This is a genomic window from Amycolatopsis lexingtonensis (assembly GCF_014873755.1).
Classification (GTDB): domain Bacteria; phylum Actinomycetota; class Actinomycetes; order Mycobacteriales; family Pseudonocardiaceae; genus Amycolatopsis; species Amycolatopsis lexingtonensis.
In genome coordinates, this window is the sequence record NZ_JADBEG010000001.1 from 3,167,789 (window position 1) to 3,189,282 (window position 21,494).

A 21,494-nucleotide genomic window follows, 5' to 3' on the forward strand; every position below is an offset into this window, starting at 1 on the left:
TCCGGGGGGGTCAGGCGGGCTGGGAGACGAGTTCGGTGATCCGGCGCATGAGGCCGGGGACGTCGCCCGGCTCGCGGTCGAGCAGCCACTGGCCCAGCTGGTTGGACGCGTCGACGACGGCTTTGGCGCGGGCGTAGCGGCGGTCGGTGAACGCCGTCCACAGCCGCTCGTCCACGACGTCGTGCCCGGTCAGCAGCTCGGCCAGGACCGCCGCGTCTTCCAGGGCCTGCGCCCCGCCCTGGGCGAGGGTGGGCGGGCAGGAGTGCGCGGCGTCGCCGATCAGCACGACCCGGCCGCGGTGCCACGGCGCCGGCAGGACGTGCGTTTCGAACCAGGTGTAGTGGATGCGCGCCGGGTCGTCGAGCGCGGCGCGGATCTCGTCCCACGGCCCGTGGTAGGCCGACGCGAGCTGCCGCATCGTCTCGAGCCGTTCCACGGGACCGAGCCCACTGCGGTCTTGCGCGTCCTCGACGAGATAGGCGTAGAGCGAGTTCTCCCCGGTCGGGCAGTACCCGGCGATGTGGCACGGGCCGCCGTAGCAGAGATCGGTCCGCGTGATCGACGCCGGGCGCGGACCGAACGCGCGCCAGATCCCCATCCCGGTGGGCCGCGGGCCGGTCTCGATGCCGAGCAGCCGCCGGACCGTCGAGCGGATGCCGTCCGCGCCGACGACCAGGTCGTACCGGCCGGTCGAGCCGTCGGAGAAGGTGACGTCGCCGGCTTCGCCCAGCCCGGTGACTGACAGTCCGAAGTGGAGTTTCACGCCCGAGTCGCGGGCTCGGTCGATGAGGATGCGCGCCAGCGCGGGCCGGGGCATGCCCAGGGTCGCGGGCAGGTCGGGGCCGCCGGTGCGAGCGTCGGGGATCTCGGCCAGCACGGTGCCGTCCGGGGCACGCAGGCCCACGCTGTCGAAGCAGTAGCCTTCGGCTCGCGCGGCCTCCCAGACGCCGAGGTCGCGCAGCACGCGCAAGGCATTGCCCTGCAACGTGATTCCCGACCCGAGCGCGCTGATTCCGGCGTCGACCTCGACCAGGTCGACCGTGACTCCGCGGGCGGCGAGCAGGATCGCGGTGCCGGTCCCGGCGAGACCCGCGCCGACCACGAGGACGGTGTTCACGGCGGTCACGACAGGCTCCTTCGGTTACTTGACGGCGATGGGGGCGACCGGGGCACCGACGGCGCCGGTCACGGGCAGGGGCGCGGCGGTCAGCCAAAACTCGTGAACGCCGTCGGCCGCGCAGTCCTCGGCGAGGGCGTCGAGGTCCCACATCTCCCCCAGGAACAGCCCGATGTGCGGGATGGCGACCTGGTGCAGCGGCTGGAACGCGTCGTCGAACTCGTTGGGCCGCACCTCGACACCCCAGGTGTCGGTGGCGATCCCGGCTATCTCGGTGCCGTGCAGCCAGTCCGCGGTGGTGAACGACAGGCCGGGCGAATCGCCGCCCGCGTAGTCGCCCCAGCCTTCGCGCCGGGCCCGGGTGAGCCGGCCGGTCCGGACGAGGACGAGGTCGCCGCGGCCGACCCGGGCGGTGGGACCGTGGGCGGCGATCGTGGCCTCGAGGTGCTCGACGGTGATCGCGAACCCGTCGGGCAGCTCACCGCCGCCGAGCACGCGCCCGACGTCGAGCAGCACCCCGCGCCCGGCGATCAGCCCGGCGGTCGTCTCGATCCCGGTGACTCGGTCACCCTCGCTGGTGACGACATCACCCGCGCGGCGGCCGTTGTAGGCCACGCCGTGGTCGAAGATGTGGCCGAGCCCGTCCCATTGGGTCGAGGCCTGCAGCGGCATGAACACGACGTCGTCGGCGCCGCCGATCCCGTGCGGGAAGCCCTGCGTGCCGCGTTCGGCGTCGACGCCGGTGTCGAGCATCGTGTGCACCGGGTTCGTCCGGCGGCGCCAGCCCTTCTGCGGGCCGTCGGCGCCGAAGCTCTGCGCCAGGGAGAAGCTCACGCCACGCCGGACGAGCGCGGCGCCTTCCACGCGTTTGGCCGCGTCGAGGTGGTTCAGCGTGCCGAGCACGTCGTCCGGGCCCCAGCGGCCCGCGTTGGTGCACCGTTTCGCCGCCGCCGCGATCGCGCCTTCGGGATCGTTTCGTTCCACGCACCCCAGGGTGGAGCCTCCGGGGGCATCCGGGAAGACGAATCAGCTGATGCACCACATCAGCGCGGTGGATATCCTGCCGCGATGAATCTCGCCACGCTGGACCTGAACCTGCTGGTCACGCTGGACGCGCTGCTGCAGCAGCGCAGCGTCACCCGCGCCGCCGAGCAGGTGGGGCTGAGCCAGCCGGCGGTCTCGGCCCAGCTCGGCAGGCTGCGCCGGCACTTCCACGACGAGCTGCTGATCCGGGTCGGCAACGCCTCCCGCCTGACGCCGCTGGCCGTCCAGCTGAAGGAGCGGGTCCGGGTCGCGCTGGCCGGCGTGGACCGGGTCTTCGCCGCCGCGGCCCACTTCGATCCCGCGACCACCACGCGCGAGTTTTCTTTCGTGGTCAGCGATTACGGCGCGGCGGTGCTCGGCCCGGCGCTCGTGGCGTTGCTCGACGAACAGGCTCCCGGCGCTCAGCTGCGGCTGCTGGCGAACACCCCGCACCTGGTCGACGCGGCCGAACAGGTGCTGGCGGGCGTCGACTTGCTGTTGCTGCCGCACGGTTTCCTCCAGGGCCTGCGGCACCAGGACCTCTACACCGACGAGTGGGTGTGCCTCGTCGCCGCCGACAACCCGGACGTCGGGGACGCCCTGACGACCGCGCAGCTCGAAACGATGCCCTGGGTGGCCACCTACCACGGGCCGACCGCGTCGACGCCGGCCGCGCGGCAGATGCGCATGCTGGGCATCGAACCGCGCGTGCAGATCGTCACCGAGTCCTTTTTGGCCATTCCCGGCCTGGTCGCCGGATCGCCCCGGGTCGCGTTGCTGCAACGGCGGCTGGCCGACCGGATCCCGGCCGCCCTCGGCGTCCGGGCGCTGCCGTGCCCGTTCGAGGTGAGCCCGTTGCTGGAGGCGATGTGGTGGCACCCGATCCACGACGACGATCCCGAGCACCGCTACCTCCGCGACCTAGTCGCCGCGGCGGCGGCACGAGTCGCCACCTGACCGCATCCACCGCGGTGATGCCCGACTTCACGAATGGTGATTTCCGTTCCAGGGCCGGGATACCCAGACTTCTTCCACAGTTTCCCCTCCTGGACCGATGACGAATCTAGGTGCCGCCATGCCCGAAAGCCCCGCACGCAACCGGCCGCCGGACACCGGTCTCTCGCACCAATCTGCCTCCCGGCGATCGGCGGGGATCACGCAGCTGGTGCTCCTGCTGTCCGGCAGCTGCATGTCCGTGCTCGGAGCCGTCCTCATCGCCCCCGTCCTCCCGCGGATGACCCGGGCGTTCGCGGACACGCCCGGCGCCGACGTCCTCGTCCCGCTCGTGCTCACCGCCCCGGCGTTGCTGATCGCGCTCACCGCGCCACTCGCCGGCATCGCCGTCGACAAGATCGACCGGAAGCGGCTGCTGATCGCCGCGATGCTGGCCTACGCCGTGTTCGGCACCGCACCGCTGTACCTGGACTCGCTCGGCGCGATCCTCGCCAGCCGGGTTCTGGTCGGATTGTGCGAAGGCGCGATCATGACCTGCTGCACGACCCTGATCGGCGACTACTGGTCGGGGTCACGCCGGGCGCGCTACCTGGCCCTGCAGACGCTGGTCGCCACGCTGTCGGCCACCGCGTTCCTGGCCCTCGGCGGCGCACTCGGCGCGTCGAGCTGGCGCACGCCGTTCTGGCTGTACGCCGTGGCCGCGCCGCTCGCGATCCCGATGCTGGTCAAGCTGTGGCAACCCGTCTCGCCGGAGAAGCGGGCCGCGAACCGCCACCTGCCGAAGCTCCCCTGGGGCGGGCTGGCCGCGCCGTGCCTGGTCACCGTCTTCGGCGGTGTCGTCTTCTACGCCCTCATCGTCGAACTGCCTTACGTGCTCACGGAAGTGGGCGTCACCTCGACCGGCGCCATCGGGCTGGTCTCGGTGATCATGTCGCTGGGCACGGCCGGCGGCGCGCTGGCGTTCGGTCCGCTGGCCGGGAAGTCCCCGCGGGTCCTGCTGCCGGTGGAGTTCGGCCTGTCCGCCGCCGGTTTCCTGCTCGTGTTCGCCGCCGCGTCCCCGGTGCTCATCACCATCGGCGCGGTCCTCACCGGATTCGGCACCGGGATGCTGCTGCCCACCTTGGTCACCTGGGCCGTCAAGCGGCTCGCGTTCGAGCAGCGCGGCCGCGGTACCGGCTTGTGGACGAGCACGCTGTTCCTCGGCGAGTTCGCCTCCCCGCTCGCCATTTCCGCCATCGCCACCGGCACCGGTGGCGTCCGGAGCGCGCTCGCGGTCCTCGGCATCGCGACCGCGGTCATGGCCGCGCTGACCGCGATCGCGGTGCGGCGCACCGACCGGCCCCGGCACATCTCCGACACCTGACCTCACCGCCCCGCCTCCCGACGGCGATCGGCCGCATCGCGCCGCAGCCGTTCGGCGTGCTCGCCGATCGCGCCCACCTGCTCGGCCAGCCCGACGTGATCGCGCTCGAGGTGGGTCCGGATCTCGGCCAGGGGCGGCAGCAGCCCGGTGACGTCGTCCTCGCCCAGCGCGGCACCGAGCCGGGCGGCGCTCGCCTGCCCGGCGTCGCCGAGGCCGCGCACCGCGCTGACCTGAGCGGCCAGCTGCCGCAGCACCGCCGAGTTCCGGCGCGCCCACTCGGCGACCGCCCGGTCGCCGGCGCGACGACCGCGTTCGGCGGCCACCCGCGCTTCGCCGGTCAGCTCGCCGTTCGGCGTGGGCCGCAACCGGAGGAACCGGCGCTCGGCCGCCTGCCGGCTCGCCACGCCCAGCGCCGGGGCGAGCGCCGCCCAGCTCACCCCGCCGGCGCGCGCCGCCGCGATCAGCTCCGGCTCCCACGACCCGAGCTGGTCGCGCAACGCCCGCAACCGGGTCAGCGCACCGAGCACGTCGTCGGGAGCCGCACTGCCGGCCCGGGCCGCGCGCACGACGTCACTGATTCCCGGCACTTCCTCATCGTTCATTTGTCATCCTATCGACGACGCCACACTTGTCATCCAAATGACGACATGCTAGAAAAGCGATGCGTGTTGACGCAAGACGACCCTGGAGGTGGACCCCGATGTTGATGCGCACCGACCCGTTCCGCGAATTCGACCGCTTCGCCCAGCAGGTGTTCGGCACCCCGGCCCCCGGCACCTGGTCCAGGCCCGCCCCCATGCCCCTGGACGCCTACCGCGCGGGCGACGAATTCGTGGTCAGCTTCGACCTCCCCGGCGTCGACCCCGGCGCCATCGAGCTCGACGTCGAACGCAACGTCCTGACCGTCAAGGCCGAACGCCGTCCGCTGCCGACCGGCGACGACGTCCGGCTGCAGGTCTCGGAACGGCCGCTGGGCGTGTTCTCGCGGCAGCTGTTCCTCGGCGACACCCTCGACACCGACCGGATCACCGCCGACTACGACCGCGGCGTGCTCACCCTGCGCATCCCGATCGCCGAGCGGGCCAAGCCCCGGCGCATCGAAGTCACCGGCGCGAACACCGATCGGCAGCAGATCCAGGCCTGACCCGGTATCGGCGGGTGGCCGGACCCGGGTGTCCGGCCACCCGGCGCACGCGCACGAAGGACGTGTTCATGACCACCCCGCTGCACCTCGGCCGGGGCAGCCACCCCGCCCTGGCCACGCTGTACGACTACCTGGCCGAAGTCACCGCCGCACTGGGCATCGGCATGGAGTCCTGCACCGTCGACCACGACACCCCGGTCTCCGCCTACGTCGCCCTCGACGAGCGCCTGCCCGGGTACCCGGATCGCGATGTCGCCCTGCTGTGGGACGAAGTCCACGGCTGGTCCGCCGCCGTCGAAACCCACTCCGGCGAAGACATGATCGTCCTGCGGTACCTCGGCGGCCCCACGGTCACCCCGCCACCGGCGCGGATCACGCGGTTCCTCACCGCGCTGCAGGAAGACGACCACCGCATCGGCCGCCTCGATCCACCGGCCCTGCGCACGGCCGCCGGGCCGGACGAGCTGCGCGCCGCCCTGCGGGCCCGGAGGACGGCATGACCCTGCCCTTGCCGACCAGCTTCGCGCTCACCCTGCGCGGCTACGACCGCGAGCAGGTCGACGAGCACCTCGCCGAAATCCGGGACGAGCTGCGGCTGCTCACCCTCGACCGCGACGCCGCTGTCGCCGAAGCCGAAACACTGGCCCGGCGGCTCGAAGCGGCCCGAACCGAAATCGACCGGCTGCGCGTCCGCCTGGACCGGCTCGCCGCCGCCCCGGCCGATCCGGCGGCGGTGGGCGACCGCGTCCGGCACATGCTCGAACTCGCCCGCGCCGAGGCCGACGCCGTCGTGACGACCGCGCGTCGGCGCGCGGACGCGATCGTGCGGCAGGCCAATGCGGTGGAACAGCGCGCCGCGGCCCGGTTGCGCGCGATCGACGACTACCTCGCCCGGGCGGAGCACCTGCTCGCCGAGGAAGCCGAGCCGGCCGTGCGGAGCAAGCACCTCACCGCCGCGTGAGGCCGGGCCCGCGCGGTCTGCCGACGTCGCCGACGTCTTGAATGAGTCATTCAGGTCTTCGGCGGTCCTGAATGACTCATTCAAGACACCGCATCGATCTCCTCCGTGCCGGGTGACGGCCGGGCCGCGCCGAGCGGGCACCGTGGGCCTCGCCGCCGTCCGTCTCCGGAGGGATCCGCATGCTGCGAGCATCGTTCACCGATTTCCCGGCCCACCGGTTCCGCAAGCCCCGGCGGAGCCGGACCGCGGCCGGTGAGCGGCGGGCGGACCGCCCCGCACGGCAGCCCTTCCGGAGACTCGCCGACCGGTTCGGTGGCGGCGCGCACCCGCCGCCGGTCCCGTGGCCGCCCGAAAGCGACCTCGGGACCGGTGGCACTCCCCTGCCCCGCGCGCTCGTGGTGCTGCTCGGTGCCGCCGCCGCGGTGGTCGTGCTGGCCGGCGTCCAGGCCGTCGCCTGGCTCGTCGGCCCGGTCTTCCTCGCCCTCGTCGTCGTGATCACCCTCGATCCGGTGCGGACGTGGCTGCGGGACAAGGGAATGCCGCGCTGGCTGACCGTCGCCGTGCTGGTGATCACCGTCTACGCGGCCCTGCTCGCCTTCTTCCTGGTCGTCGTGGTCTCCGTCGCGCAGCTGTCGGCCCTGATCCCCGGCTACACCGGCCGGGTCGACGAGCTCCTGCACGACGGGCTGACCGTGCTCGGCCGCTTCGGGGTCGGCGAACCGGAGCTGCGGACCATGCTGTCGTCCGTCGACGCCGGCAAACTGGTCGGCCTGGCCGGTTCCCTCCTCGCCGGGGTCGGCGGCCTGGCGACGAACCTGGCCTTCCTGCTCGCCCTCCTGCTGTTCCTGAGCGCCGAGACCGCGTGGGCGGGCCAGCGCCTCGGCCGGATCGGCCGCGACCGGCCGTGGATTTCCGCGTCGCTGCGCGGTTTCGTCACCGGCACCCGCCGCTACCTGCTCGTGACGACCGTGTTCGGCGGCCTCGTGGCGGCGCTCGACACGACCGCGCTGGCCCTGCTTTCCGTCCCGGGCGCCGTGCTGTGGGGGCTGCTCGCCTTCGTCACCAACTACATCCCGAACGTGGGCTTCGTGATCGGGGTCGCCCCGCCCGCACTCATCGCGCTCCTCGACGGCGGCTGGAGCAGCCTGCTCGTGGTGCTGATCGTGTACGCCGGGCTGAACTTCGTCGTGCAATCGCTGATCCAGCCCAGGTTCGTGGCCGGCTCGGTCGGTCTGTCCACTTTGGTCACCGTGCTGGCGCTCGTGTTCTGGACCTGGCTGCTGGGCCCGCTCGGCGCGGTTCTCGCCGTGCCCGCCACCCTGCTCGCGAAGGCGCTGCTGGTGGATGTCGACCCGCGCGCCCGCTGGGCCGACGCGCTCCTGTCGGCCCCTCGCCGCGACGAAGACTGAGGGGCTTCGGGCCGGATCGTGCTGGCAGGCGACTTCTGAACCTGGTGCCGTGCGTCCGATGTTCGTCGACAGCGTCCCGGCGTGCGCCCCAATGTGGCGTTGGTTGCGTCTGACGCACCGAACGCCACATTGGGTGCGCTGGACGCACCGAACGCCACATTGGGGCGCTCGGCCCGAGCGTCAACCAACTTTCGACGCGTGACACTGGCTGCTGTGCCCGCTGAGCCGACGCGCTGCTCTCAGCACACCCCGCCGCGACGAAAGCCGTCAGGTCAGCCCGTGGTGGCGGGCGACCACAACGGCCGAGCGGCGGTTGTTCACACCGAGCTTCCCGTATATGGCCCGCACATGGGTCTTCACCGTGTTGACCGAAACCGTCAAGTCGGACGCGATCTCGTCCAGCGACCGCTGAGACGGCAGCCGCTGCAGGACCACCTGCTCGCGGTCGGTCAGATCACTCGGCGGAGCGTGCGGCACCAGCCGCCCGCGAATCCCCTGAGCGAACCGGTCCAGCGAGCCGAACCCACCGGAGTGGTCGATCAGCAGACGCCCGACCTGCGGTTCGGCGAGGGCGAACGGGCGCACCAGCCCGTTCGGCCGCGCGAGCGCAAGTGCCCGGTCAAGAGCGTGGAGGGCCTTGGTCCGCCGGTGCGAACGCAGGGCGAGCGCCGTTTCGGCCAGGCAGCGGTCGACCGGGGTGGCCGGCAACAGCGACGTCGCCGACGCGGTGTCCCGCAGGACCGCTTCGGCCGCGTCGGTCTCGTCGGCGGCGAGGTGGCCGCGGACCCGCAGGAGGGCCAGCTCGCCGCTGCCGGGCAGCCGTTCCTGGGCCCAGGCGAGCACTTCGGCCGCGTGCAGTCCCTCGCCGAGGGTCAGCGCCGCGTGGTACTCCGCGACCGCGCACACCCCGATCACTTCGCGGGGCAGCTCGAGGTCGGCGAGCCGGTGCCGCGCCGCCCGCATGAGCTGCGAGCTCGCCGGCCGGTCGCCGTCGTCGAAGCGGACCATGCCTTCGAAGAACTCACGCAGCGGCGGCAGCATCGGCACGCCGCCGGGGACTTCCGCCGTCGCCGCCTGGGCCAGTTCCCGGCCCGCGGCGACCGGCTCGGCGCGCATCAGGTCGTCGTAGGCCAGCAGCAGGTGGCACTCGGCCACTCCCGGGGACCGGCGCCAGCCGTGCCGGCGCGCGACGGCGAGGGCGCCGGTGCAGGCCCGCCGCATCGCCAGGTGGTCCCCGCCCACGGCGGTGGCGACGGCGACCGCGAGCCTGCTGTGCAGCACCAGGTGGTCGAGCCGCTCGCCCTGGGCCAGCCGCAGCGCTTCCTGCGCCTGCGTGAGGGCGTGCCGGCGCGCCCCCCGGTACACCGACCGCCACGCGCGATCGAGGGTCGCCCACGCGACGATCTCCGGGTGACGCGCCGCCGGCAGTTCGGCTTCCGGCGGGCGCCGTCCGGTCACCGAGGCCAGGTGGCGGACGGCGAGCGGCCACAGGTCTTCGCCGTCCACCCCGTCGCCGAGGTCGGCCGCCGCTTCGGCGAGGCGGCCGCCTTGGACGTTCTCCAGTGCGGAGGCCAGCCGCAGGCGCGGGTGCCCGGCGACCGTCGCGGCGCCCAGGTGGGTGAGCGCGATCCGCACCGGGTTCCCGTCGCCCACCAGCACCTGGCGCACCGCCTGCTCCCGCGCGAGCGCCAGGACCTGCTCCCGGTCGCGGGCCGCCACGGCGTGCCGGAGCGCCTCGCCGAAGCGTCCTTCGCCGGCGTACCAGCGCGCGGCGATCCCGTGCAGCCGCGGGACCCGCTCCGGGTTCCGCCGGTCCAGTTCGGCACGCAGGAAGACGCGCAGCAACGGCGGAAGCCGGTAGGTCTCGGCCGGGGTCCGCGTGACGAGGCCCATCGCGCGCTCGAGTCCGTCCAGGCGGGCCCCGGCATCCGAACGGCCCGACAGGCGGACCGCGAGCGCCGGCGCCGCCGCGTCGCAGACACTGAGGCACAGCAGCAGATCCGACGTGGCCGCGGGCAATCCCGAGAGGACTTCGTCGGCGAGGAAGCGGGCGACGGCGCGGTCGTCGCCGGTGATGGCCGCGACGAGTGCGTCCGCGTCGTCGGCTTCCCGCACCGAAACCGCGGCCCAGCCGAGCGCCGCGGCCCAGCCCGCGGTGCGTTCGGTGAGCTCGCGCACGCGGTCGTCGCCGACCGCGGCGCCGGCGGCCCGCAACAGGTTCGCGGTTTCCTTCGCGGTGAACCGGAGTTCGGCGGCCTCCACCCGGGACAGCGCGCCTTCGACGTGCAGGCGGGCCAGCCGCAACCGCGGCTCGGCACGGGTGGCCAGCACCAGCCGCAGGCCGGGCGGCAGGTGCCGCGCGAGGGCCGCGAGCGCCTCCAGCGGTTCCGGGTGCGAAATCTCCTGGAGGTCGTCGAGTACCAGCCGTACCGGCTGCTTCAGACCGGCGAGCGCGTCGTCGAGGTCGGCCAGGAACGGCTGCCGCCGCCCGTGCCCGGGCGGGGAGAGCCGGTCCAGGGCGCCGCCCGCGGGCACGCCGGGACAGCGTCGCAACGCGCAGAGGATCGCCGCCCACAGCCGGGACTCGTCGTTGTCGTCCTGGTCGAGGGACACCCACGCGACGGCCCGGCCGTCACCGGCCCAGCCGGCCAGCGCCGTGGTCTTGCCGGCGCCGGCCGGTGCCCGGACCACCGTGACCGGCCGGGTGGTGGCGTGGTCGAGCAGCACCGCCAACCGCGCACGGGGCACGAAGATCCCCGGCAGCCGCGGGACGGCGACCTTGCCGCCGGGCACCGGCCGGAACGAGCTCGTCGCTGGATCGGGCACGTCAACCTCTCGGCTGTGGGGAGACTTCGCCCCGGTTCCGCGGTCGACGCCGGGCGGAGGCAACGACTGTACTGATCACCGGCGTGCGCGCGGGCCGCCGGGTCACCAGATTTCGTAGGTGGATTGGTCGCCGTGCACGATGACGGCCCAGATCACGAGGACGTCGAGGGCGATCACGATGGCGCCCCAGAACGGGTACGCGGACAGGAAAGCCAGCTGCGCCAGCGCGTTGAACCCGGCGAGCGCGACCGTCACGACCCGCGCCCACTGCGAGCCGGTGGACAGCGCGATGCCGGTCACCACCACGAGGCAGCCGACGATCAGGTGGATCCAGCCCCAGCCCGCCAGGGAGAAGACGAGCAGCCCGGACGGGCCGACGACGTAGTAGTCGCGGTCGAACAACGCGACCACGCCTTCCACCACGTTGAACAGTCCGACCAGGACGGTGATCGCCGAGGCGAACCAGATCCAGCCGACCCGCCGTGACCGCGCGACGGCCCGATCCGGCGGGAGGGGTGCCCGGTCGCCGGTCGTTCCGGTCCGGGGCTGCATGGGTTCGGTCATGATCCCTCTTCCTCGTTGCGTCGACGAGCTGCGGACCCGGGCGATCATGGTCGGTCGGCCGTCCGCCGGTCCTCGCCCGCCCCAGGTGAGATCAGGTGGCCCGGCCGCGGCGGGCGGGCGGCTCACACGGCGTGGGCGATGCCTTGCCCCGTGCGGGAGGACACAGTCCGGCAAGACCACCGAACCCGGACCGAGGAGGACGTCGTGTCCACGTTGACCGTGTGGCGGTTCCCGACCGTCGAAGGTGCCGAAAACGCACTGGATCTGCTCCGTCAGCTGCAGAAGCAGCAGCTGATCTCGATCGCCGATGCGGCTTGCGTGAGCTGGCCCGAGGGGCGGAAGAAGCCGAAGACCAAGGATCTCGGTTCCCTGACCGGGGCCGGCGCGCTGGGCGGGGGCTTCTGGGGCCTGCTGTTCGGCCTGATCTTCTTCGTCCCGTTGCTGGGCATGGCCGTCGGCGCCGCGATCGGGGCGCTGACCGGGTCGCTGAGCCACGTCGGGATCGACGAAGAGTTCATCGGCACCGTCCGGGCCCGGGTCACCCCCGGGACGTCCGCCCTGTTCGTGATGTCCGAAGACACCGTGCTGGACCGGGTCGTCGAGCCGTTCAAGGAAACCGGTGCGTCGCTGCTGAGCACCAACCTGTCCGAGGAGGAAGAAGCCCGGCTGCGCGACGCCTTCGGCGAAACCCCGCAGCGGGAGCCGCGCTAGTCACGCGTCCCAGATTCGTTGACAACGCCCCAGCGATGCCCAGAGTCGTGCGGGCGGGACCGCGGCGGCGCCCCCGAGCGTCGCCGCGGCCCCGCAGGAGGTTCCGCCCGCCCGGTGGCACTCCCCCGAGAGCACCGCGGGGCGGGCCGACGGGATGGCGGAGCGAGGCGCCGAACGTCGCCGGGGAGATCCCCGTGGCGTTCCGGCCCGGCGCCGGCGAGCGCCCGTCGTCCACTCCGTCATCACCGCACCTCCACGGATCACCCTGCGGCTCGCGCCGCTTCCGGTCGTCACCCGTGGTGGATGACTCCCCGCTTCACCCCCGGCGGGCGACGCAGCGGCCGGTTCCGCGGCCGACGATCCGTCCATGACTCTCACCGACAAGGAGACCGCGGCCCCCGATGCGCGGATCGCCAGGGCGCGCGCCGCGCGTACCGCCGTGCCGGCAGCCGCCCACGCCGAATTCCCCGGTCCCGTCCGGCGCGCGGACCCTCTCACGCTGCTGGCCCGCCAGGACCGCGACCGCGTCGCGGAACTGGTACCCCTGCGCTACGGCCGGATGGCCGCCTCGCCGCTGGCCTACTTCCGCGGCGCCGCGCTCCCCGCGGCGGCCGATCTCGCCATGACCCCGCGGACCGGCTTCGTGGTCCAGGCGTGCGGAGACGCCCAGCTGGCGAACTTCGGCTTGTTCGCCGCTCAGGGCAGGCGGCTCGTCTTCGACTTCGCCGACTTCGACGAGACTCTGCCCGCGCCCTGGGAATGGGACGTCAAACGGCTGGCCGCGAGCTTCGAGGTCACCGCACGGGAAAACGAGCACCCGGCGGGCCAGTGCCGGCGCACGGTGCTGGCCGCGGTCGAGTCCTACCGCCTGGCGATGCACGACTTCGCCCGCCGCACACCGCTCGACATCTACTTCGCCCCCGCCGACGCCCGGACGCTGCGGGTGGTCGCGTCCCACCGGCTGGGACCGGCGAAGCGGCGCGTCGCGGGAACGCGCCGGTTCACCGAGATCCGTGACGGGCACCTGCGGCTGGCCGCCGGGCAGCCCTCGGTCGTCCCGGCGGGCCACCTGGCCGGCGACGGCGACCCGGCGACGCTCGCCGACCGCCTCGGCGCCGTGTTCGCGCGGTACCGGCGCACGCTCGGCCCGGCGCGGCGGGCACTGCTGGACCGCTACCGGCTGGCCGACGTGGCCCGCACCGTGCCCGGGCCGGGTGACGCGGGCACGCGCTGCTGGGTGGCGCTGCTCGTCCGGACCGGTGCCGGGGACCCGCTCTTCCTGCAGCTCAAGGAAGCCCGGCCGTCGGTGCTGCAGGAGTACACCGGCGCCGCCGTGCCGGGCGGCCCGGCCCGGCGGGTGGTCACCGGGCAACGGCTGATCCAGGCCACCGGCGACGTCTTCCTCGGCTGGGCCCGCGCCGCGGAGTTCGACGGGCGGGCCGGCGAGTTCCACGTCCGGCGGCTGCGCGACGACCACGACGCCGGCGACGTCACGGCGATGACCCCGGACGTGCTGAGAGCCCACGCCCGGCTCTGCGGGTGGACGCTGGCCCGGGCCCACGCGCGGACCGGGGACCCGCTGGCGATCGCCGCGTACCTCGGCTCGGGCCCGGCGTTCGCCGAAGCCGTCCGGGAGTTCGCGGTGGCCTGCGCCGACCAGAACGAACGCGACCACGCCGCCCTGAAGCAGGCGATCCGGGCCGGCTACGTAACGGCGGCGTCCGGGCCGTGACGGATCGTCCGGACCCGGTGCACCGACTCGACGTGCATCCCGAACACCTCGAGCCGGCGCAAAATCTCCGGCAGGCATCCGGGGTCGGCCACCGTACCGAACACAATCGTCTCCGGCGGAACGGGCACGACGAGCACTTCCCGGAAATCGTCGGAGCCATCGGACACCCATTCCGGAATGGCACCGCGAACCCGGAACACGTAATTCGAACCCGTGGCGAGCAGGCCCGCGCGGCTCACCGGGCGGTCCCGTCCCGGCGGGGCCGCCCCGCCGAATACCAGGCGCGGGCGACGACCGCGACGTCGAGCAGCACCACCAGGATCGACCAGCCGCGCGCCGGCAGGAAGACCAGCCGCGCGACCAGGTCGGCACCGGCTCGGACACCGGTCCGCACCTCCGCCACCGGGGTCAGCGCGGAGAGCGCGACGGCCACCCAGAGCAGCACCGACCCGAGGCTGATCCGGCCCGTCCGGACCACGTCGAGCACCAGGACCTCGCCCGGCCCGAGCCAGAAGAACTGCGAGACGGCGAATCGCCGCCGACGTCTTCCCGAGGAATTCCCGTGGATTTTCACCCGCCACACGATCGTGCTCGCTGCCGTTCTTTTCCTCGCCTGCCACGGGTGAGCCGAGCCAATTGCGTGGCAAGATCCGCCGGGAATGTCCGAAACCGATCACGAAGGAGAACAGCGCATGCACCAGTGCCACGACATCTCGTCCCGAAGACGGGTACCGAGGACGAAGATCACCGTTCCCGGCGCCCCGGCGGATCTCGTGTCGCGACCGCGGCTGCTCACCGCCCTCGACCGGGCGAGCGAGGCGGCCATGGTGTTCGTCGGCGCCCCGGCGGGGTTCGGGAAGACCGTCCTGCTCGCCGACTGGGCGCGGCGCCGGGACCACGGCGCGGTCGCCTGGCTGTCCGCCGACGCCGACGACAACGATGACCGGCTGTTCTGGTCCGCGGTCCTGGAAGCACTCGGCTGCTGCGGCCGGGTCCCGGACGGCAACCCGCTGCGGCGGCTGGCGGTCCCCGACCACCCGAGCACCGACCTCGCTTTCCTGGCCCAGGTCGCCGACGCGCTCGACACGCTGCCCGGACCCGTCGTGCTCGTCCTCGACGGCGCGCAGGAAATCACCGCGCCCGATCCGTGGCACGGGCTGCGGGCGCTGGTCCGCCACCAGCCGGCCGGGCTGTGCCTCGCGGTCTCGAGCCGGCGTGAACCGCCGTTGCCACTGGGCCGGGCCCGGCTCGCGGACCGGCTCGTCGAAATCGGCGCCGCCCGGCTGCGGTTCACCGCCGACGAGGCCGACGCGCTGCTCGCCGCGGGCGACGCGGCCATCCCGCGTGACGAGGCCGGCCCGCTCGTCGCTCGGACCGGCGGCTGGCCGGCCGGGTTGCGCCTGGCCGCGGCGTCCGCGGCCCGCTACGGCAGCCTGCGGGAGTTCGACACCGGACAGGACGGCGCCGTCCTCGACTACCTGACCGACGAGGTCCTCGCCCCGCTCACCCACGCCCAGCGGGACCTGCTGCGGGCGATCAGCATCTGCGACGAGCTCCCGGCCGGGCTCGCGCCGGTGCTCAGCGGCCGCGCGGACGCCGAAGCGATGCTCCACGAGCTGAGTGAGCCCGCCATCCGCGTGGTCGACTCGGGCGACACCCCGCCGCACCACCGCGTGACCCCGCTGTTGCGCACGTACCTGCGGGCCGAGCTGCAGCGCCGGGTCCCGGACCGGGCGCGGGCCCTCCACGCCGCCGCGGCCCGCTGGTTCGCCGGGCACGACCGGTCCGCACCGGCCCTGCTGCACAGCGTCCGCGCGGGTGACCCCGCCCGGATCGGCGAACTGCTGCGCGAGCACGCCGTGACCTTGTTCCTCTCCGGCGAGCACCACGTCCTGCGCCTCGCGCTCACCGCGCTGGAAGGCCGGCGGCGGCCCGCCGATCCGCTGGCCGCGCTGATCTCGGCCGCGCTGTGCCTGGAAGCGGCCGAGACGTCGGCGGCCGGGTTGCAGCTGGCCAGGACGGAGGCGGCGTGGCCGGAGCGGCCCACGGCGGAGCTCACCGTCCTGCGCCAGCTCGCGTACTCGCGGCTCGCCCAGCTCGACCGCGCCCCGGCCCAGATCCGCCGCGCGGCCGAAGAGATCGACGAAGGTCTCGCCGCGGGCACCGCACTCGGCAGCCTCGCGACCCTGCACCGCGCCGGGACCCTGCTCGCCGCCGGGCAGGCCCGGGAGATCCTGGTGGGGCTGCTCGGCACCGCGGAAGCGCTCCGGCAGGACTTCACGGTCGCCCAGTGCCTCACCACGCTCGCCGAACTGGCCGGGCACGACGGCGACTACCGGGTCATGGAGACGCTGGCCCGCCGGGCGGAGGTCCGCCGGCCGCGGCAGGAGTCCCTCCGGTCCCTCCAAGGCGCGCAAGCCACCGCCATGCTGGCCTACGGCGCCCTGCTGCGCGGGGAGCCCGCCGAGTGCCTCAAGCACGCGAAAGGAACCCGGAACCTCATCGGTGACGCCCCCGCCCGCGCGGCCCGTGACGTGCGGTTGTTCTCGGAAACACTGCGCGGGGCCGCGGAGTTCGAGCTCGGCGGCTGGCACGCGGGGCTGCGGCGGATGCGGCGGGCCCGGACCCGCCTCGGGCACGGCCGCGCCTACCCGGCCGGGTACGCGGCGCTGTGTGCGGTGCTGGAGCAGCGCGCGGCGCTCCGGCTGGGCGCGGCGGCCCAGGCCAGGGAGACGGTCCGCTGGGCCCTGCCGGTCCTCGCCGGTTCGGGCGAGCTGCTGCTGATGCGCGCCCGGACGCAGCTCCGGCTCGGCCGGCACCAGGCGGCCGGCTCCGTGCTGCGCTGCCTGAGCGACGACGAAGTGCCATTGGAGCTGGCGTGGGCGGGGATCGAGGCGTCGCTGGTCGGCGTGCAGGCCGCACTGGCGGCGGGGGCACCGGAGCGCGCGGCCCGGCTGCTCGACGAGGCGTTGCGCACCGCCGAACCCACCGGGGTCCGGTTCCCCTTCGTCTTCGCCCCGGCCGAGCTCGTCGGGTTCCTGACCAGCCGGCTGGGCGGGCTCGGCGCGGGCGAACGGTTCGCGGGCGAGATCCTGTCCGTGCGGCGCCGGCTGCGCACCCCGCCGATCCCGGCGCCGCTGACCGAACGCGAACGCAGCGTCCTGCGTCTGCTGCCGACCCAGCGGTCGATCGACGAGATCGCCCAGGACCTGACCGTCTCGCCGAACACCGTCAAGACCCACGTGCGCGGCATCTACGCGAAGCTCGACGTCCGCAGCCGGCGCGAGGCCGTGTCGGCCGCGCGGGAACGCGGCCTGCTCGACGCCGAAGTCGCCGATTTCACGGTCTGACGGGCGCTCGCCTCACCCGCCCCGGGTGAGGCGGGCGCACCCGGGATCGGTGTCGAGTGGGCCGGGCACGTTCGAGCGTGCCCGGCCCCGACCCCCCGGATGAGGAGATGTCATGGCACTGGCGAGCGCGGAGTACCCGTTCCTCGATCTCATGTGGACGATGCTGGTGTTCTTCTGCTGGATCGCCTGGTTCTGGCTGCTGTTCGTGGCTTTCGGCGACCTGTACCGCCGCGCCGACGTGTCCGGCTGGGCCAAGGCGGGCTGGACGGTGCTGGTGATCGTGCTGCCGATCATCGGCGTGCTGCTCTACCTCGGCACCCGGGGCAGGCACCTCGCCGAGCGGCAGCGGGCCCGGGAAACGGGTTACATGTCCACATCGGACACGACCGGTGCGGCACAGATCGCCGAAGCCCGGCGGCTGCTCGAGGACGGGGTCATCAACGACGAGGAATACCAGGCGCTCAAGCAGAAGGCCCTCGCGCGGTGACGCGCCGGTGGCGCTTCGTCCACCTCGCGGTGCTCCGGCCGCTGTGCACGGTCACCGCGCTGGTCTGCCTCTACTACCTGCTCCCGGTCGGTCAGGCCCTGCGGCCGTGGACCGCGGTCGTGTTCACCGCCGGGCTCGCGCTCGTCGCGCTGCTGGTCGTCGGCGAGGTGCGGATGATCCTGCGCTCGCCGTTCCCGGCCTGGCAGGGTGTCCAGGCGCTGGCCCTCATCCTCCCGCTCTTCCTCCTGCTGTTCGCCGACGGCTACTACGTGCTCGCCCACGACAGCGCGGGCTCGTTCGGCACGGCGCTGACGCGGACCGACGCCCTGTACTTCGCGGTCACCGTGTTCACCACCGTCGGCTTCGGCGACATCGCCCCGCTCTCCACCGGTGCGCGGGTGCTGGTGACCCTCCAGATGATCGCCGACCTCGTGGTGCTGGGCGTGGTGCTGCGGGTGATCGTCACCGCGGTCCGGCATTCGTCCACACCGGACGGTTCACTCGGGCAGCAGCAGGGCCGCGACCAGGCCGGCCACCGCCACGGCGCCCAGGGTCGTGAGGGCCAGCGCGAAGGACCGGCCGCCGAGGTGCGGCGCCCCGGCCAGGACGGAACCGGCCAGCGCCGTCCCCACCGACGAGCCGAGGTTGGACGCGCTGCGCGACACTCCCGAAATGTCGCCCTGGGCGGCGTCCGGGAAGCGCGACTGCACCAGGTTCACCGACGCCGTCAGCATGATCCCGACGCCGGCGCCGAGCAGGAACAGCCCGGGAACGGCGCTCGCCACCCCGGAATCGGCCCGCACCAGCAGGAGCACGAGACCCAGGCCCGCGACGGTGAGGACGAAGCCGGCCCGGATGAGGTACCGCTGGGAATGCCGGCGCGCCAGCCGCCCGGCGGCCGCGGAGGCGCCCAGGATGCCGACCGTCGCGGGGGTCAGCATCAGCCCGGTCTCGATCGCGTCGTAGCCGCGGACCTGCTGCAGGAAGACCGCCACCACGAAGAACGAGCCCTGCAGGACGAGCCACTGGACGTGCTGCGTCGCCAGCCCGAGCCCGGTGACGCGGTCGCGGAAGAGGCCGGCCGGGACCAGCGGTTCCCGGCCGGCCCGCTCGCGCGCCCGGACGTGCGCGAAGAACACGGCGATCAACCCGGCGCCGATCCCGGCGAACAGCCACACCGGCGAGATCCCGCCGGCGGGCAGCAGGACCACGCCGCCGACGGCGAAGTCCGCGCGTGAGACGAGCCAGCCGTAGGTGCCCGTCTGCAGCACGCCGAACACGACGAAGAACAGGCCGGCCGCCGAGAGGATCGCGCCGGGGACGTCGAATTCCTGCTCACGGGGCGGTGCGGGCGGTTCGGTGATCCGCACCGCCAGCAGGACGATCAGGCCGACCAGCAGCACCTGCAGGAGGAACGACGCGCGCCAGCCGAACCACGTCGTGACCAGGCCGCCGACGAGCGGGCCGGCCGCGGCGCCGAGCGCGCCAGCCCCGCTGACCACGCCGAAGGCGCGGGCCCGGCTCGGCAGGTCCGGGCTGGTCACGGTGACCAGGATGTAGATCGGCGGGATCAGCAGCGCCGACCCGATGCCCTCCAGCAGCGAGTAGCCGAAGATCAGCATTCCCTGGCCGTGCGCGAGCGAAGCCAGCAGCGCGCCGGCGCCGTAGACGGCCAGCCCCGCCAGGAAGCAGCGCTTGCGGCCCAGCAGGTCGCTGAGCTTGCTGCCCGGCACCATGAGCGACGCCATCGTGAGGGTGAACACCGTGATCGCCGTCTGCACGCCGATCACGGTCGTGCCGAGGTCCGCGGCGATGTCGCTGACGGCCACGGTCATGGTGGTCGCCGCGTAGCTCGCGACGAACTGGGCGAGGGCCAGGGGCAGCACGATCATCGGCGGGCCTTCCTCGTCGGGTGCCGCACACGGTGGCCCGGCCGGGGCCGGGCCACCTCACCTGCGGTGGATGAGGCAGTCCCGGCCCGCTCGGGCGACGGTGCACACGACCCCCTGGAGGAAAACTATGACCGAGACGACGATCGCCGAACACGCGCTGATCGGCGACCTGCAGACCGCCGCACTGGTCACGACCGACGGGTCGATCGACTGGTTCTGCGCCCCGCGGTTCGATTCGCCGTCGGTCTTCGGCGCACTCCTCGACGACGAGCGCGGCGGCCGGTTCCGCATCCGCCCGGCCGGTGCCTGCGCGAGCTCGCAGATGTACCACCCGGACACCGCCGTGCTGATCACCCGGTTCTCCGGCCCGGACGGCATCGCCGAAGTCGTCGACTTCATGCCGCCCTGCGGCCCCACCGCCACCACCGCGCACCGGATCGCCCGGCTCGTGCGCTGCGTCCGCGGCCGGATGACGTTCGACGTCGTGGTCGCGCCCCGGTTCGACTACGGCCGCCGGCCGCACCAGGCGATGCTCGTCGCGAACGGGGCCGTGTTCATCGCCCGCGACACGTCGCTGACGCTGAACGTGGTGCGCGAGCCCGGCGACGAGCACCTCGCCGAGGCGAGCATCGAAGGCGGCGACGTGCACCTGCGGCTCGCCCTCGCCGCGGGCGAGGTCCGCGGGGTCGTGCTCGAGACCGACGCTTCGGCGCCACCGCGGGAAATCCGCGTCGCCGAGTTCACCGCGCTCTTCGACTCCACTGTGGACTGGTGGCGGGAGTGGCTGGCCCGCTCCACCTACCGCGGCCGCTGGCGGGAGATCGTGGCCCGCTCCGCGATCACCCTCAAGCTGCTCACCTACGCGCCGACCGGCGGGCTGGTCGCCGCGCCCACCCTCGGCCTGCCCGAGCAGCTCGGCGGGGAGCGCAACTGGGACTACCGCTACACCTGGGTCCGGGACGCGTCGTTCTCGGTTTCGGCGTTGCTGGCGCTCGGGTTCACCGAAGAGGCCGCCCGGTTCGGCGGCTGGCTCGGCGACCGCATCCGGGACGGCGGGAAGGGGAACGGGACCGGCGGGCCGCTCGCCGTGCTGTACCGGGTGGACGGCACGTCGGACCTGCGGGAGGAAAGCCTCGCGCACTGGTCCGGGTACCGCGGCTCGAGCCCGGTCCGGATCGGCAACGACGCCTCCGGGCAGCTGCAGCTCGACATCTACGGCGAAGCCCTCGACAGCGTGTTCGCCGCCGACCGCGCGGGGTTCGAGCTCCCCCACCAGGGCTGGACCGCACTCCGCGCGGCGCTGGACTGGCTCGGCGACCACTGGGACCAGGCCGAAGAAGGCATCTGGGAGACCCGGGGCGGGCGCAAGTCGTTCACCTACGGCCGCCTGATGAGCTGGGTCGCGTTCGACCGCGGCATCCGGCTCGCGAGTGCCCACGGCCGCGCGGCGCCGGTCGAGGAGTGGACGTGGCAGCGCGACAGCATCCACGGCCAGATCCTCAGCCGGGGCTGGCACCGGACGCGCAACGCCTTCGTCCAGCACTACACCGGCGAAGAGCTCGACGCGTCCCTGCTCCGCATGCCCCGCACCGGTTTCCTGCCGGCCACGGACCCGTTGTGGCTCTCGACGCTCGACGCCATCGGGACCGGCCTGGTGACCGACAGCCTGGTCTACCGCTACGACACCGAGACGTCCCCGGACGGGCTCGCCGGCGACGAAGGCACGTTTTCCCTGTGCAGCTTCGCCTACGTCGACGCCCTCGCCCGCGCGGGCCGGCTCGAGGCAGCCCGCACTGCGTTCGAGAAGATGCTGACCTACGCCAACCACGTCGGCCTCTACGCCGAGGAGATCGCGCCGACCGGGGAGCAGCTCGGCAACTTCCCGCAGGCCTTCACCCACCTCGCCCTCATCGACGCCGCGGTCACCCTCGATGCCGCGCTCGGCTGAGGAAGCGGTCTCG

At 73.5% G+C, this 21,494-nt stretch carries 19 protein-coding genes and 1 pseudogene; 12 read left to right on the forward strand and 8 right to left on the reverse strand.

Annotation, left to right across the window (positions count from 1 at the left end; translation table 11 throughout):
• Positions 1–10: 10 nt before the first annotated feature.
• Together H4696_RS14420 and H4696_RS14425 are read right to left on the reverse strand one after the other, a co-directional pair.
• On the reverse strand, positions 11–1,126 hold the full coding sequence (locus H4696_RS14420) for an FAD-dependent oxidoreductase (RefSeq protein ID WP_086856414.1): 1,116 nt from the start codon (positions 1,124–1,126) through the stop codon (positions 11–13).
• Between the two features lie 15 nt (positions 1,127–1,141).
• Entirely contained in the window at positions 1,142–2,101 is a 960-nt protein-coding gene (locus tag H4696_RS14425) for a cyclase family protein (RefSeq protein WP_086856415.1), read from the reverse strand.
• An 84-nt stretch (positions 2,102–2,185) separates the two neighbouring features.
• Between H4696_RS14425 and H4696_RS14430 the strand changes: the two genes are divergently transcribed.
• Both H4696_RS14430 and H4696_RS14435 read left to right on the forward strand, forming a co-directional pair.
• A complete protein-coding gene (locus H4696_RS14430; RefSeq protein ID WP_086856416.1) occupies positions 2,186–3,097 on the forward strand; it encodes a LysR family transcriptional regulator in 912 nt (303 codons plus the stop codon).
• 118 nt (positions 3,098–3,215) lie between these two features.
• Positions 3,216–4,457: an MFS transporter gene (locus H4696_RS14435; RefSeq protein ID WP_086856417.1), complete on the forward strand. Its 1,242-nt coding sequence runs from the start codon at positions 3,216–3,218 to the stop codon at positions 4,455–4,457.
• Between the two features lie 2 nt (positions 4,458–4,459).
• Here the strand turns inward: H4696_RS14435 and H4696_RS14440 are convergent, their stop codons facing one another.
• Positions 4,460–5,059: an HSP18 transcriptional regulator gene (locus H4696_RS14440; RefSeq protein WP_086856418.1), complete on the reverse strand. Its 600-nt coding sequence runs from the start codon at positions 5,057–5,059 to the stop codon at positions 4,460–4,462.
• 98 nt (positions 5,060–5,157) lie between these two features.
• Between H4696_RS14440 and H4696_RS14445 the strand changes: the two genes are divergently transcribed.
• From H4696_RS14445 to H4696_RS14460, 4 genes are all read left to right on the forward strand, one after another.
• The gene (locus H4696_RS14445; RefSeq protein WP_192782311.1) at positions 5,158–5,601 is read left to right on the forward strand and encodes an Hsp20/alpha crystallin family protein; all 444 of its coding nucleotides are present in this window, start codon (positions 5,158–5,160) and stop codon (positions 5,599–5,601) included.
• Positions 5,602–5,669: 68 nt separating this feature from the next.
• Entirely contained in the window at positions 5,670–6,101 is a 432-nt protein-coding gene (locus H4696_RS14450; protein ID WP_086864440.1) for a DUF6292 family protein, read from the forward strand.
• On the forward strand, positions 6,098–6,562 hold the full coding sequence (locus H4696_RS14455; protein ID WP_086864439.1) for a DivIVA domain-containing protein: 465 nt from the start codon (positions 6,098–6,100) through the stop codon (positions 6,560–6,562). Before H4696_RS14450 ends, H4696_RS14455 begins: the two co-directional genes overlap by 4 nt.
• 179 nt (positions 6,563–6,741) lie before the next feature.
• Entirely contained in the window at positions 6,742–7,971 is a 1,230-nt protein-coding gene (locus H4696_RS14460) for an AI-2E family transporter (RefSeq protein WP_086864438.1), read from the forward strand.
• Positions 7,972–8,238: 267 nt separating this feature from the next.
• Here the strand turns inward: H4696_RS14460 and H4696_RS14465 are convergent, their stop codons facing one another.
• Both H4696_RS14465 and H4696_RS14470 read right to left on the reverse strand, forming a co-directional pair.
• The gene (locus tag H4696_RS14465; RefSeq protein WP_086858336.1) at positions 8,239–10,797 is read right to left on the reverse strand and encodes a winged helix-turn-helix domain-containing protein; all 2,559 of its coding nucleotides are present in this window, start codon (positions 10,795–10,797) and stop codon (positions 8,239–8,241) included.
• Positions 10,798–10,899: 102 nt separating this feature from the next.
• Positions 10,900–11,361, reverse strand: coding sequence for a DUF7144 family membrane protein (locus H4696_RS14470; RefSeq protein WP_086858337.1), 462 nt, complete (start codon positions 11,359–11,361; stop codon positions 10,900–10,902).
• A gap of 204 nt (positions 11,362–11,565) precedes the next feature.
• Between H4696_RS14470 and H4696_RS14475 the strand changes: the two genes are divergently transcribed.
• Both H4696_RS14475 and H4696_RS14480 read left to right on the forward strand, forming a co-directional pair.
• The gene (locus H4696_RS14475) at positions 11,566–12,072 is read left to right on the forward strand and encodes a DUF1269 domain-containing protein (RefSeq protein WP_086858338.1); all 507 of its coding nucleotides are present in this window, start codon (positions 11,566–11,568) and stop codon (positions 12,070–12,072) included.
• Positions 12,073–12,439: 367 nt separating this feature from the next.
• Complete coding sequence (locus tag H4696_RS14480) at positions 12,440–13,804, forward strand: DUF2252 domain-containing protein (RefSeq protein ID WP_086858339.1); 1,365 nt, start codon at positions 12,440–12,442, stop codon at positions 13,802–13,804.
• Here the strand turns inward: H4696_RS14480 and H4696_RS14485 are convergent.
• Positions 13,777–14,043, reverse strand: a complete 267-nt coding sequence (locus H4696_RS14485) for a hypothetical protein (protein ID WP_249026932.1) — start codon at positions 14,041–14,043, stop codon at positions 13,777–13,779. The two genes, H4696_RS14480 and H4696_RS14485, sit on opposite strands and share 28 nt — an antisense overlap.
• Entirely contained in the window at positions 14,040–14,378 is a 339-nt protein-coding gene (locus tag H4696_RS14490) for a hypothetical protein (RefSeq protein WP_225955687.1), read from the reverse strand. The genes H4696_RS14485 and H4696_RS14490 overlap by 4 nt, the downstream gene beginning before the upstream one ends.
• 118 nt (positions 14,379–14,496) lie before the next feature.
• On the opposite strand from H4696_RS14490, the gene H4696_RS14495 reads away from it, so the two are divergent.
• The 3 genes and pseudogenes from H4696_RS14495 to H4696_RS50045 form a co-directional block, all read left to right on the forward strand.
• Positions 14,497–17,154, forward strand: coding sequence for a winged helix-turn-helix domain-containing protein (locus tag H4696_RS14495; RefSeq protein ID WP_086858340.1), 2,658 nt, complete (start codon positions 14,497–14,499; stop codon positions 17,152–17,154).
• Between the two features lie 112 nt (positions 17,155–17,266).
• Positions 17,267–17,641, forward strand: coding sequence for an SHOCT domain-containing protein (locus H4696_RS14500; RefSeq protein WP_086858341.1), 375 nt, complete (start codon positions 17,267–17,269; stop codon positions 17,639–17,641).
• 173 nt (positions 17,642–17,814) lie between these two features.
• Positions 17,815–18,054, forward strand: a pseudogene (locus H4696_RS50045) (ion channel); the annotation flags it as partial.
• A gap of 84 nt (positions 18,055–18,138) precedes the next feature.
• Here the strand turns inward: H4696_RS50045 and H4696_RS14510 are convergent.
• Entirely contained in the window at positions 18,139–19,533 is a 1,395-nt protein-coding gene (locus H4696_RS14510) for an MFS transporter (RefSeq protein WP_086858342.1), read from the reverse strand.
• A gap of 127 nt (positions 19,534–19,660) precedes the next feature.
• Between H4696_RS14510 and H4696_RS14515 the strand changes: the two genes are divergently transcribed.
• On the forward strand, positions 19,661–21,481 hold the full coding sequence (locus tag H4696_RS14515; protein ID WP_086858343.1) for a glycoside hydrolase family 15 protein: 1,821 nt from the start codon (positions 19,661–19,663) through the stop codon (positions 21,479–21,481).
• Positions 21,482–21,494 lie beyond the last annotated feature (13 nt).

Excerpts from the sequence above, each read along its gene's own strand:
- H4696_RS14430 (WP_086856416.1), top strand. The coding sequence starts at position 2,186 with ATGAATCTCGCCACGCTGGACCTGAACCTGCTGGTCACGCTGGACGCG.
- H4696_RS14435 (WP_086856417.1), top strand. The coding sequence starts at position 3,216 with ATGCCCGAAAGCCCCGCACGCAACCGGCCGCCGGACACCGGTCTCTCG.
- H4696_RS14440 (WP_086856418.1), bottom strand. The coding sequence starts at position 5,059 with ATGAACGATGAGGAAGTGCCGGGAATCAGTGACGTCGTGCGCGCGGCC.
- H4696_RS14445 (WP_192782311.1), top strand. The coding sequence starts at position 5,158 with ATGTTGATGCGCACCGACCCGTTCCGCGAATTCGACCGCTTCGCCCAG.
- H4696_RS14450 (WP_086864440.1), top strand. The coding sequence starts at position 5,670 with ATGACCACCCCGCTGCACCTCGGCCGGGGCAGCCACCCCGCCCTGGCC.
- H4696_RS14455 (WP_086864439.1), top strand. The coding sequence starts at position 6,098 with ATGACCCTGCCCTTGCCGACCAGCTTCGCGCTCACCCTGCGCGGCTAC.
- H4696_RS14460 (WP_086864438.1), top strand. The coding sequence starts at position 6,742 with ATGCTGCGAGCATCGTTCACCGATTTCCCGGCCCACCGGTTCCGCAAG.
- H4696_RS14470 (WP_086858337.1), bottom strand. The coding sequence starts at position 11,361 with ATGACCGAACCCATGCAGCCCCGGACCGGAACGACCGGCGACCGGGCA.
- H4696_RS14480 (WP_086858339.1), top strand. The coding sequence starts at position 12,440 with ATGACTCTCACCGACAAGGAGACCGCGGCCCCCGATGCGCGGATCGCC.
- H4696_RS14495 (WP_086858340.1), top strand. The coding sequence starts at position 14,497 with ATGCACCAGTGCCACGACATCTCGTCCCGAAGACGGGTACCGAGGACG.
- H4696_RS14500 (WP_086858341.1), top strand. The coding sequence starts at position 17,267 with ATGGCACTGGCGAGCGCGGAGTACCCGTTCCTCGATCTCATGTGGACG.
- H4696_RS14510 (WP_086858342.1), bottom strand. The coding sequence starts at position 19,533 with ATGATCGTGCTGCCCCTGGCCCTCGCCCAGTTCGTCGCGAGCTACGCG.
- H4696_RS14515 (WP_086858343.1), top strand. The coding sequence starts at position 19,661 with ATGACCGAGACGACGATCGCCGAACACGCGCTGATCGGCGACCTGCAG.